General features: G+C 60.1%; 10 protein-coding genes. 5 read left to right on the forward strand and 5 right to left on the reverse strand.

What is annotated here, in order from left to right; translation table 11 throughout:
* Positions 1 to 63: 63 nt before the first annotated feature.
* Positions 64 to 3462: a bifunctional proline dehydrogenase/L-glutamate gamma-semialdehyde dehydrogenase PutA gene (gene putA, locus I9185_RS07810; RefSeq protein WP_210092717.1), complete on the forward strand. Its 3399-nt coding sequence runs from the start codon at positions 64 to 66 to the stop codon at positions 3460 to 3462.
* 42 nt (positions 3463 to 3504) lie between these two features.
* Positions 3505 to 4248 carry a rhomboid family intramembrane serine protease gene (locus I9185_RS07815; protein ID WP_210092718.1) on the forward strand — a complete coding sequence of 248 codons (744 nt, stop codon included), beginning with the start codon at positions 3505 to 3507 and terminating at the stop codon, positions 4246 to 4248.
* A gap of 18 nt (positions 4249 to 4266) precedes the next feature.
* Here the strand turns inward: I9185_RS07815 and I9185_RS07820 are convergent, their stop codons facing one another.
* Both I9185_RS07820 and I9185_RS07825 read right to left on the reverse strand, forming a co-directional pair.
* Positions 4267 to 5052 carry an inositol monophosphatase family protein gene (locus I9185_RS07820; protein WP_171722777.1) on the reverse strand — a complete coding sequence of 262 codons (786 nt, stop codon included), beginning with the start codon at positions 5050 to 5052 and terminating at the stop codon, positions 4267 to 4269.
* A 98-nt stretch (positions 5053 to 5150) separates the two neighbouring features.
* Positions 5151 to 6056: a LysR family transcriptional regulator gene (locus I9185_RS07825; RefSeq protein ID WP_171723621.1), complete on the reverse strand. Its 906-nt coding sequence runs from the start codon at positions 6054 to 6056 to the stop codon at positions 5151 to 5153.
* A 94-nt stretch (positions 6057 to 6150) separates the two neighbouring features.
* On the opposite strand from I9185_RS07825, the gene metF reads away from it, so the two are divergent.
* Together metF and I9185_RS07835 are read left to right on the forward strand one after the other, a co-directional pair.
* Positions 6151 to 7017, forward strand: a complete 867-nt coding sequence (gene metF, locus I9185_RS07830; protein ID WP_210092719.1) for a methylenetetrahydrofolate reductase [NAD(P)H] — start codon at positions 6151 to 6153, stop codon at positions 7015 to 7017.
* Between the two features lie 230 nt (positions 7018 to 7247).
* Entirely contained in the window at positions 7248 to 7913 is a 666-nt protein-coding gene (locus I9185_RS07835; RefSeq protein ID WP_171722775.1) for a J domain-containing protein, read from the forward strand.
* Between the two features lie 49 nt (positions 7914 to 7962).
* On the opposite strand, the gene I9185_RS07840 is transcribed toward I9185_RS07835, so the two are convergent.
* The gene (locus tag I9185_RS07840) at positions 7963 to 8481 is read right to left on the reverse strand and encodes a YHS domain-containing (seleno)protein (RefSeq protein WP_171634317.1); all 519 of its coding nucleotides are present in this window, start codon (positions 8479 to 8481) and stop codon (positions 7963 to 7965) included.
* A gap of 235 nt (positions 8482 to 8716) precedes the next feature.
* On the opposite strand from I9185_RS07840, the gene yghU reads away from it, so the two are divergent.
* A complete protein-coding gene (yghU, locus tag I9185_RS07845) occupies positions 8717 to 9595 on the forward strand; it encodes a glutathione-dependent disulfide-bond oxidoreductase (protein ID WP_171722774.1) in 879 nt (292 codons plus the stop codon).
* Positions 9596 to 9655: 60 nt separating this feature from the next.
* Here the strand turns inward: yghU and I9185_RS07850 are convergent, their stop codons facing one another.
* Together I9185_RS07850 and I9185_RS07855 are read right to left on the reverse strand one after the other, a co-directional pair.
* Positions 9656 to 10444, reverse strand: coding sequence for an SseB family protein (locus I9185_RS07850; RefSeq protein WP_210092720.1), 789 nt, complete (start codon positions 10442 to 10444; stop codon positions 9656 to 9658).
* Positions 10437 to 11024 carry a uracil-DNA glycosylase family protein gene (locus I9185_RS07855; RefSeq protein ID WP_210092721.1) on the reverse strand — a complete coding sequence of 196 codons (588 nt, stop codon included), beginning with the start codon at positions 11022 to 11024 and terminating at the stop codon, positions 10437 to 10439. Before I9185_RS07855 ends, I9185_RS07850 begins: the two co-directional genes overlap by 8 nt.
* Between the last annotated feature and the right edge of the window lie 151 nt (positions 11025 to 11175).

Consider the following 11175-nt stretch of genomic DNA (forward strand, 5'->3'; position numbering starts at 1 on the left):
TATCAAACTCAGTCCGTTGTCCTGATTTTTCCGCATTATATTATCGCAAAGACCGGAGGACATATGTCACACAGCCTGCGCACCCTCATCGATACTTCCACCTATGCCGATCAGTCGGCAGTTCTTGAGACACTGATCTCTCAGGCCAGCCTGACGGACACGGATCGCAGCGCCATCGGCGCCGCGGCTGCGCAGCTTGTGCGCGATATCCGGTCCAGCACCTCTCCGGGGTTGATGGAGGTGTTTCTGGCCGAATATGGCCTGTCCACCGACGAAGGCATCGCCCTGATGTGCCTGGCCGAGGCGTTGCTGCGTGTGCCGGATGCCGACACAATTGATGCGCTGATCGAAGACAAGATCGCGCCCTCCGATTGGGGCAAGCATCTGGGGCAATCCTCGTCCTCGCTGGTGAACGCCTCGACATGGGCACTGATGTTGACCGGAAAGGTGCTGGACGAGGGCAAGGCGTCTCCGGTCGGGGCGCTGCGCGGTGCGATCAAGCGGTTGGGCGAGCCGGTGATCCGCACTGCCGTGGCACGCGCGATGAAAGAGATGGGCCGGCAGTTCGTTCTGGGGGAAACCATTCAGTCCGCCATGGACCGCGCACGCGGGATGGAGGAGAAGGGCTATACCTATTCCTACGACATGCTGGGCGAAGCGGCCCGAACCGAAGCGGACGCGGCGCGCTATCACCTGTCCTATTCCCGCGCCATCTCGGCCATTGCCGAGGCCTGCACCCATGACGATATCCGCGCCAACCCGGGCATTTCGGTAAAACTGTCCGCCCTGCACCCCCGTTATGAGCTGGCACAGGAACAGCGTGTGATGGACGAGCTGGTGCCGCGGCTGCGGGCACTGGCACTGCTGGCCAAGGCGGCCGGAATGGGCCTGAACGTCGATGCAGAAGAGGCGGATCGCCTGTCGCTGTCGTTGCAGGTGATAGAGGCGGTGATGTCCGACCCGGCCCTTGCCGGCTGGTACGGGTTTGGCATCGTGGTTCAGGCCTATGGCCCGCGCGCAGGCCTGGTACTGGATACGCTGTATGGCATGGCCGAACGTCACGATCGCCAGATTATGGTGCGATTGGTCAAAGGCGCCTATTGGGATACCGAGATCAAACGCGCGCAGGTCGAAGGTGTGGATGGCTTTCCCGTCTTCACGCACAAGGCGGCAACCGACATCTCCTATATCGCCAATGCACGCAAACTGCTGGGCATGACCGATCGGATTTATCCGCAATTTGCCACGCACAACGCGCACACGGTCAGCGCCATCCTTCACATGGCCAAGGATCAACCGTTCGAGTTCCAGCGCCTGCACGGCATGGGCGAGACCTTGCATCAGATCGTGATGGACAAGCAGAACACCCGGTGCCGCATCTATGCACCTGTGGGGGCGCATCGCGACTTGCTGGCTTATCTGGTTCGGCGCTTGTTGGAGAACGGCGCGAATTCATCCTTCGTCAACCAGATTGTGGACGAAGATGTGCCACCGGAAGTGGTCGCCGCCGATCCGTTTGTTGCGGTCCGGACCCCTCCGCCCGCACTGCCGACCGGGCCGGAATTGTTCCAGCCTGAAAGACCGAATTCCAAGGGTTTTGACCTGCATCACACACCAACCCTGGATCAGATTGATGCGGCACGGGATCAGTTCCGCGCCCATCATTGGTATGCGCAACCCTTGCTGGCCGATGCGGCTAAACCCGATGCGGATGAGCCGGTGATCAATCCGGCACGGCCTCAGGACAAGCCCGGCGCGATGGCCCCAGCCAGCGCGGCGGATGTGGAAATGGCATTGGCCTCGGCCAACCCCTGGGATGCCCCCGCTGCCGAACGCGCCCGCATCCTCAATGCCGCAGCCGATCTTTACGAAGTGCATTATGGTGAGTTGTTTGCCCTGCTGGCGCGCGAGGCCGGGAAGTCGCTGCCCGATGCGGTGGCCGAACTGCGCGAGGCGGTGGATTTTCTGCGTTACTATGCAGCCAACATCCCCGATGCCGAACCCGCGGGGATTTTCACCTGCATCAGCCCGTGGAACTTCCCGCTGGCGATTTTCTCTGGGCAGATCTCTGCTGCGCTGGCAACCGGAAACGCGGTTCTGGCCAAGCCTGCGCCCCAGACGCCCCTGATCGCACATCGTGCCATTCAGCTTATGCACGAGGCGGGGGTACCACGCGATGTGCTGCAACTGTTGCCGGGTGGGCCTGCCGTGGGTGCGGCGCTGACGTCGGATCCGCGCATCTCGGGCGTGGCCTTCACTGGGTCAACAGCCACCGCGCTGAAAATCCGTGCGGCGATGGCCGGATCCATGCGCCCCGGTACGCCGCTGATCGCGGAAACCGGCGGTCTGAATGCGATGATCGTCGACAGCACCGCCCTTCCCGAACAAGCCGTGCAATCGATCATCGAAAGCGCCTTTCAGTCGGCGGGCCAGCGCTGTTCCGCCCTGCGCTGCCTGTATTTGCAGGAAGACATCGCCGATGACGTTCTGACCATGCTCAAAGGGGCGATGGATGCGCTGTCGGTCGACGACCCCTGGCTTTTGTCGACGGATTGCGGACCGGTGATCGACGAACAGGCCCGTCAGGGCATCGCCGAACATGTGACCAAGGCGCGCAACGAAGGGCGGGTGCTGAAGGAGCTTCCGTTGCCGCCCGAAGGCATCTTTGTTTCTCCGACGCTGATCGAGATCCCCGGCATCGCCGCGCTGGAACGCGAGGTGTTCGGCCCGGTGCTGCACGTCGCCCGGTTCAACTCGCAAGAGATCGACAAGATCATCGCCGATATCAACGCCACCGGATACGGCCTGACCTTCGGCCTGCACACCCGCATAGACGACCGCGTGCAGCATGTGACCGAGGCGATCCATGCGGGCAACATCTATGTAAACCGCAACCAGATCGGCGCCATCGTCGGGTCTCAGCCCTTTGGTGGCGAAGGATTGTCAGGCACCGGCCCCAAGGCGGGTGGGCCGAACTACATGATCCGGTTCTGCGCACCCGACCGTCAAAGCACGGCGGATACCTGGGGCGCCGTGGCTGATCTGCCTGCTGCACAAGGTCAACCTGCGCCGGTCAAAACCCGGTCCCTGCCCGGCCCGACCGGTGAATCGAACCGCCTGAGCGTGTATCCCCGTCCGCCTCTTCTTTGCTTGGGACCCGGAGAGGCCGCAGCGCGTGCGCAGGCCGATGCTGTAGCTGCGCTGGGTGGCACCGCCATTCAGGCGACCGGGATGCTTGACCTGCACCGGTTGGAAAACCTGACCGGCATTTCGGGCGTGTTGTGGTGGGGAGACGAGGAAACAGCGGGGCAGATCGAACACCATCTGGCGCGCCGCGACGGCCCGATTCTGCCGCTTATTCCCGGCAAGCCCGACCGCGCGCGTGTTCTGGGTGAACGCCATGTCTGCGTGGACACGACCGCGGCGGGTGGAAACGCCGTGTTGTTGGGAGGTGCGGCATAAGCTTGCCTTGACGCTGGGCGCACAAAAGCCCAGCGTCACGGCATGTTTCCGATCCGCGACCATAACCCCTCGGGGCGCACACCTTATGTTGTCTATGCCTTGCTGGCGGCCAATATCCTGATCTTCCTCAGCTATGTGGGGATCATGGATGATGGGCCACGGACCGGCAGGCTGTTTTTCGACTACGCCATTATTCCCGCGCGGGTCAGCGACGGGTTCGGGCTGGAAACCCTGGTGACATCCATGTTCCTGCACGGGGGGTGGATGCACCTGGCCGGCAACATGCTGTTTCTGTGGATCTTCGGTGACAATCTGGAAGACGAGATGGGCCATCTGCCCTTCCTGCTGTTTTACATGGCGGCAGGAATCGGCGCGGGCCTGATTCACGTCATCACCGGGCCCGAATCCCAAGTTCCCACTGTTGGGGCCTCGGGCGCGATTGCGGGCGTGATGGGCGGGTATCTGCTGCTGTTCCCGAAAGCACGGGTGGATATCCTGCTGATCCTGATCGTCTATTTCAGGGTCTTTACGATCCCCGCCTTCATCATGCTGGGCGTCTGGCTGGCGATACAGTTCTTTGGCAGCGTCACCAGCAATCCAGACGACGGCGGCATCGCCTATTGGGCCCATACCGGGGGATTTGCCGTTGGCCTGATCCTGTGCATCCCGCTGTGGCTGAGACGCGGCGGAATTCAGTTCTGGGATCGCACCCACGGACATCCGCCCCACCCGGAAGCGAGGTACAAGCTGTCACAATCCCGCATTCCGCGCGTTCCGCGCCGCTAAAGCCGGTTCAAAGGGCGCCTAGCCCCGGATCACCTTGGCGAACTGATCGAAGATCGGTTCGTTCGAACAGATCACTTCACCATCTTCCAGCACGTTGCCTTCAGGGTTAAGCGCCTGCACGAAGCCGCCAGCCTCTTTGACGATGATCACACCGGCAGCCAGATCCCACGCATTCAGGCGGCGTTCCCAAAAGCCTTCGTACCGGCCTGCGGCCACATATGCCATATCCAGCGCGGCGGCGCCCCAACGACGCACACCGGCGCAGGCGGGCATCAGACGCGCCAGATCCTGCAAAGTCGCAGGCAGATCCGAGCGGCCACCAAAGGGCAGACCGGTCGCGAAGACCGATTCAATCATGCGATGACGACCCGACACGCGAATACGGGTGTCGTTCATCCAAGCGCCCTCACCTTTTTCAGCAAAGAACATCTCGTCCTTGGCGGCGTCATAGATCACGCCGGCAACGATCTTGCCCTTGTGTTCCAGTGCTATGGAAATCGCCCAATGCGGCAGGCCGTGCAGGAAATTGGTGGTGCCGTCCAGCGGATCGACGATCCAGCGGCGGGTCGGATCCTCACCATCGACGGAGCCGCCCTCTTCGGCCAGCCAGCCATAGGTCGGTCGTGCGCCCAGCAGCTCTTCTTTCAGGATGGCTTCGGCGGCGATGTCGGCCTTCGAGACGAAATCACCGGCGCCTTTCATCGACACCTGCAGATTCTCGACTTCACGGAAATCCTTGACCAAAGAACGCCCCGCCTTGCGCGCGGCCTTGATCATGATGTTGAGATTTGCGCTGCCAACCATTGTCAAAAGGCTCCTGTCCGGTCAAACCGCGCGTATACTGCCGCAATGCGCCCTTGCCAAGAGGAATGATGCGCATAACAGACCCGCAGGAAACGCCGTTACTGGGATTGCAGCTTGCGCGCTTCTTCCCGGGCCAGTTTCACCAGTTCCTGCACAAAGGGTTTCTCCAGATCTTCCGAACGGACCGCGGCATAGAGACGCCGTGTAATGCCCTCTTTCGTCAAGGGTCGGGTGACGTAGTCCGAGTTGTATTTGACCTCGCGCACGACCCAATCCGGCAGCACTGAAATGCCCCGGTTCGATGCCACCAGCAGAAGGATGACGGCGGTCAGTTCCACCTGCCGGATCGTGGCAGGCTCAACCCGCGCCGGGATCAACAGCTGGCTGAACACATCCAGACGCGTGCGTTCCACTGGATAGGTGATCAGGGTCTGGCCGCGAAAATCCTCGGCCTCGACATAGTCTTTCTTGGCCAGGGGATGGGTCGAAGCGGCCACAAACACCGCGTTATAATCAAAAAGTTCGACAAACTCGACACCCGGCAGGTCTTCGGGATCGGACGAGACCACCAGATCGACCTCTTCCTTCTGCAAGGCCGGAAGCGCGTCGAAGGCAAGACCAGGGCGGATATCGACATCCACGTCGCCCCAGGATTTCCTGAAGGATTCGAGCACCGGGAACAGCCATTCGAAACAAGCGTGGCATTCGATGGCTATATGCATCCGCCCCGTGCGCCCGTCCCGCAGCGAAGAAAACTCATTCTGGGCGGCTTCGACCTGCGGCAGTATCTGCTCGGCCAGGCGCAAAAGCCGCAAACCGGCAGCCGACAGTTTCATGGGTTTGGAGCGGCGCAGAAACAGCTCGACCCCGGCCTGATCCTCCAACCCTTTGATTTGATGGCTCAATGCGGACTGGGTGATGTTCAACTGATCCGCAGCGCGGGCCAGCCCGCCGCATTCATGGATCGCCTTGATAGTGCGCAGGTGCCGGAATTCAATATGCATTTCAAACAGCATTCATGTTGTTGTTGAGTAATATGAGTTTGTTTCACAATGCATGCCATGGCACAAGAGGCTCAGTTGATCCAGTGAGGCCACGATGTCCAAACCTGAAATTTCCTTCGAGTTCTTTCCGCCCAAAACTCTGGAAGCCTCTTTCCGCCTTTGGGACACGGTCCAGACATTGGCCCCTTTGGATCCCCGCTTTGTTTCCGTCACCTACGGCGCTGGTGGCACGACGCGTGAACTTACGCGCGACGCGGTTTCGACCCTGCACAAGTCATCGGGCCTGAACGTGGCCGCTCATCTGACCTGTGTCGATGCTTCGCGGCAGGAAACGCTGGAGATCGCAGACACCTTTGCCCGCGCCGGCGTGCAGGACATCGTCGCCCTGCGCGGCGACCCGCCAAAGGGTCAGGACAAGTTTGTGCCGCACCCCGACGGGTTTTCCAGTTCTGTTGAACTGATCGAGGCACTGGCCCAAACCGAAATGTTCAGCATTCGTGTCGGGGCCTATCCCGACACCCACCCCGAGGCTGCCAACATGGCTGCGGATGTGGACTGGCTGAAGGCCAAGCTGGACGCAGGTGCAGACGAAGCGCTGACGCAGTTCTTCTTCGAAGCCGAAACCTTTTTCCGGTTCCGCGATGCTTGCGCCAAGGCCGGCATCGACAAACCGATCGTGCCGGGCATCCTGCCGATCGAGAACTGGGCAGGCGCCCGCAACTTCGCCAAGCGCTGTGGCACGCATATTCCCCAGTGGGTCGAACAGGCGTTTGAAAAGGCGGTGCGCGATGGGCGTGAGGATCTGTTGGCCACGGCAATCTGCACAGAGCTGTGTTCAGACCTGATCGAAGGCGGCGTGGACAAGCTGCATTTCTATACCCTGAACCGTCCCGAATTGACGCGCGATGTCTGCTTTGCACTGGGCATTACACCGCGCGTTGAACTGGAAAACGTTGCCTGACTTTCAAAAAATCCAATGGTTCGCCCGGGTTACGTTTACGCCCGGGCGTTTGTCGTTTCGGAAGATGTGTACTGTTTCACAACCACGCCTATAAAACGGCGCCTTTGAGGGACAATTGAATCTCAACATCGCGATTGTTGTCACCAGCCCCGCAAATCATCCTTGAAAATTGACAAAACTATGACTGTGACCACACTGGTACTGTGTAGTTTGTAAAGAGTGTTTTGAGTATGGAACCTGTCGATAAAGTGCGGGCACGCGCGGATGCGTTGGCGGATCTGGGGTTGAGCCCCTGCGCCGGTTCCCAAGAGATCAGGGACGCATGGAGGCAGATCGCATTCCATTCACACCCCGATCACAAGGATGGGGACAGTTCCGGTTTTTCGCGCGCCAAGGCGGCTTATGATTTTCTGCGCAAAGAAGGTTTGGTTATGAAAGGTGGTGCCAGTTCCGGCCCTCCGCAACCGCGCCGACCCCGTTTGAAGAAGCGCATCATCGAACTTCCGCTGGAGGATATCGCCGCCTGCAAGGCGATGCTGAATCCCGACCAGAGGTTGCCGCAAATGCACGATGAAGCGGATGTTCAGGACAGATCTGATGCATGTGTCTCGGATCACGTTCCCGACGCGGTCGGGTGTTACGGGCGGCATCTGACCTATTTTGTCACCACGCCCGTGCATCATGGGGCAAATCGCGTGGCCTTGCCGACGACCGTCCTGACCAACGCGCGCCACACCGAGGCTGAAATTTTGAGCTTTCAGTCAAAAGATACCGGCGCCGGAGAAGTCATCATCCCCGATACGATCCGCGAACGGAAGTTTCCGGGCGCCAAGAGCGTGCGGATCAGGTTTGATGCCGATCAGGATATTCGGGATCAATTCTGGCTTGCGGGGTAACGGCCTGAGCCCGGCTGGACCAGCCGGGCTTGGGTCTTTTGATGCCGGATCAGTTCGAAACCGGGCCTTCCGACGTGAATTTCGGGATCACATTGGTCGAAGCGTCGCTTGGTTCGATACCGGGCCAGTTTCCTTCGGCAAGATTGATATTGCCTGGAATGTCTTCCTCGAAAAATCCGACAACCACGTCGGTGATGTTGAGATACAGCTTGTCATCCACGATCCGCCACAGGTTTGGATTTGCAGGAACCTTGCCACCACGCGACACGCCGTAAGCGCAGTGCCCATCATATTGCGGCGCGTAGTATGCTGGGTTTTCAAGGAATTTGTCGCGGTTTTCCTCGGTCGCAAATGCCCAGGTCGCACCGTTGTACTCGGCGGTGATGTTGGCATTTCCGCGCACACCTTCGGGCTGCGACTGGCCCACAGGCATCTGATCCAGGCTGCGATAGGCAACGACATCATAACCCGAAACAGCAAAACCTGTGCCGTCGATATATTGAGGGCCGGCAAAAGCCGGAACCGCCAGAGCTATGGCCGCAGCGAGTGTCAATGCAAAGCGTTTCATGTCGTTCATCCTTTTCGGGTCAACTAAATCCGTGATGCCTTGCGGCAGGTCTGACAGGACAATATGCGATTCCCAAGCGGTGCGTAGTCCCCCTAACGCCGCTGTGACCCGACACGAGAAAACGTGAGAGTTTGGAGGCGGATTGTTACAGAATACGCCAGTTGAGTGGGGTTGGACTCGGCGGTTTGCAATATTAGCTGTATGGCAGCCCTGACATAGGCAAGAAAGGCAAGAGATGAGCGACCAATCCTCGTATACCCCTCCAGCGGTCTGGACCTGGGACAGTAAAAGTGGCGGACAATTCGCCAACATCAACCGACCGATCGCCGGAGCGACCCATGACAAGGACCTGCCGGTCGGACAGCATCCTCTTCAGCTTTACTCGCTCGCGACACCCAATGGCGTAAAAGTCACAGTGATGCTGGAAGAGCTGTTGGCACTTGGTCATGAAGGCGCTGAATACAACGCCTGGCTGATCAACATCGGAGAAGGCGATCAATTCAGCTCGGGCTTTGTCGAGGCCAACCCGAACTCGAAAATCCCCGCGCTTTGGGATCGGTCAGGTGACAAACCTGTTCGTGTTTTTGAAAGCGCCTCGATCCTGTTCCATCTGGCTGAAAAGTTCGGCGCGTTTCTGCCCGCATCCGGCCCCGAGCGGACCGAGGTGATGAACTGGGTGTTCTGGCAGATGGGCAGCGCGCCTTACCTGGGCGGTGGGTTCGGGCATTTCTACGCCTATGCGCCCGAGAAATGGGAATACCCGATCAACCGTTTCGCCATGGAGACCAAGCGCCAACTGGATGTTCTGGATCGTGAACTGGCGGAAAAAACCTTCATCGCGGGCGAAGACTATTCGATCGCCGACATGGCGATTTGGCCCTGGTATGGCCAGTTGGTTCTGGGCCGCCTTTACAGCGCGGCAGAGTTCCTGGACGTGGAATCCTACAAGAACGTCATGCGATGGGCCAAGGCAATCGACGCGCGCCCGGCGGTTCAGCGCGGCCGCATGGTCAACCGCGCCTTTGGCGAGCCGCACACGCAGCTTCACGAACGCCACGACGCCAGCGATTTCGAAACCCGCACGCAGGACAAGCTGGAAGCGGCAGCGGAATAAACATATCTTAGGCGCTATGACACGCGGTGCAGCTTGCGCCGCGTGTTTGTGTTTGGATGGTTATTTCAGAATGGGTGGGTTGTCCGGATTGCTGCCGGGGGCTTCGCGGACCGCTTCGGCAATTTGCGGCTGGGGCAGATCAAACCGAAGGCCCACCTTGGCCAGAAGCGCGGCGGCGGCCTCGCTTGCGGTGAAAAACCCGACATCCATCGCGCCTGCCTCGATCCCGGAAAAGGTCAGCGCCTCGGACGCGGCCTTGGCCAAAGCGGGCTCGGCCCCCTCGATGGCATCGACAAATCCCAACAGATGGCCCTGCGCGCCCGATTTGGACTTGGTGGCAACCAGATAGGCCGCGCTTGCAAGTCCGCCTGCCGTCGCCAGTTTCGCATCCAGCGCGGTCAGCAGGGCCTGCAGCAGGCCGGCAGGGGGCAAAAACTCGGCAAGCTCTTCCTCGACCTTTTGCGGGCGGTGCTGCAACGTTTCAGCCAACCATTCCAGGGCTTCCGCCGGGACCAGCATCGAAGATGGCGCAGTCTCCAGGTTCAGACCAAGCCCGATGCCCTGCCCCGAAAGCATCCCCGAAAGCACCCGCCCCGACAGCGCCACATAAGGCACGGGCCGCCCGGCAAACTGCGCCAGCCGGTCCTCACGATCAAAGGCCAGAACAAAGCGCCCGTCAGCCACATCGAACAATTCGGGCGAGATATTCTCGTCCCGCGCTTCTTCGGTCAGCATCAGAAACAGCTCGCTATCCGCAAGCCGTTCGAAGAAACGCAGACGAGCGGCATCACTTGTCGGGTCCGCCTGCATCGCGGCATGCGCAGTGTCCAACGCCGTGGATTCAATCATTCAGCACCTCTTGGACCCGTGCACGCAAAACAGGCAGCAGTTCAGCCTCGAACCACGGGTTTTTCTTCAACCATGCCGTATTGCGCCAGGACGGGTGAGGCAAGGCAAAGACCCGCGGCGCATGGTCCCGCCAATTGCGGACGGTGTCCGTAACCGACCCGCGCGCGCCAAGATGAAACTTGTGCGCATGACCTCCGACCAACACGGTCAGCGGCACACGCCCCAGGTCCTGCATCACCCGGTCATGCCAGGTCTTGCGGCAAATCGCAGGTGGCGGAAGATCAGCATTGCGCGCATCATACCCCGGAAAGCAGAACGCCATCGGTACAATCGAAACACGGTCGCGATCGTAAAAAACCGTCTCATCAATCCCCAGCCAGTGCCGCAGCCTGTCGCCGGACGGGTCGGTGAAGGGCCGCCCCGACTCGTGCACACGGGCGCCCGGTGCCTGCCCCGCGACAAGGATCGGTGTTCCGGGGCGGAACCAGACCACCGGGCGCGGCTCGTGTGCGGTTTCTGTTTGCGCGAACCTGTCGGCACACAAGCGGCAGGCGCGGATTTCCTGACGTAAAGCGTTCATATGATCGTGAAGGCCCCTGCCCATCCCATCTGTTGTCGGCTGCCAAAACAGATAATAACGACCTGACGCGGCACCAAGTGACCGATAACCTTTGCTGCACCCAATCAGACATTCATGCGCGCAGCCGGACCGCATTGATCATTTGTTTCAT

It is taken from the genome of Ruegeria sp. HKCCSP346, from assembly GCF_017872595.1.
Taxonomy (GTDB): domain Bacteria; phylum Pseudomonadota; class Alphaproteobacteria; order Rhodobacterales; family Rhodobacteraceae; genus Ruegeria.

Excerpts from the sequence above, each read along its gene's own strand:
- I9185_RS07835 (WP_171722775.1), top strand. The coding sequence starts at position 7,248 with ATGGAACCTGTCGATAAAGTGCGGGCACGCGCGGATGCGTTGGCGGAT.
- I9185_RS07840 (WP_171634317.1), bottom strand. The coding sequence starts at position 8,481 with ATGAAACGCTTTGCATTGACACTCGCTGCGGCCATAGCTCTGGCGGTT.
- I9185_RS07855 (WP_210092721.1), bottom strand. The coding sequence starts at position 11,024 with ATGAACGCTTTACGTCAGGAAATCCGCGCCTGCCGCTTGTGTGCCGAC.
- I9185_RS07815 (WP_210092718.1), top strand. The coding sequence starts at position 3,505 with ATGTTTCCGATCCGCGACCATAACCCCTCGGGGCGCACACCTTATGTT.
- yghU (WP_171722774.1), top strand. The coding sequence starts at position 8,717 with ATGAGCGACCAATCCTCGTATACCCCTCCAGCGGTCTGGACCTGGGAC.
- metF (WP_210092719.1), top strand. The coding sequence starts at position 6,151 with ATGTCCAAACCTGAAATTTCCTTCGAGTTCTTTCCGCCCAAAACTCTG.
- putA (WP_210092717.1), top strand. The coding sequence starts at position 64 with ATGTCACACAGCCTGCGCACCCTCATCGATACTTCCACCTATGCCGAT.
- I9185_RS07825 (WP_171723621.1), bottom strand. The coding sequence starts at position 6,056 with ATGCATATTGAATTCCGGCACCTGCGCACTATCAAGGCGATCCATGAA.
- I9185_RS07820 (WP_171722777.1), bottom strand. The coding sequence starts at position 5,052 with ATGGTTGGCAGCGCAAATCTCAACATCATGATCAAGGCCGCGCGCAAG.
- I9185_RS07850 (WP_210092720.1), bottom strand. The coding sequence starts at position 10,444 with ATGATTGAATCCACGGCGTTGGACACTGCGCATGCCGCGATGCAGGCG.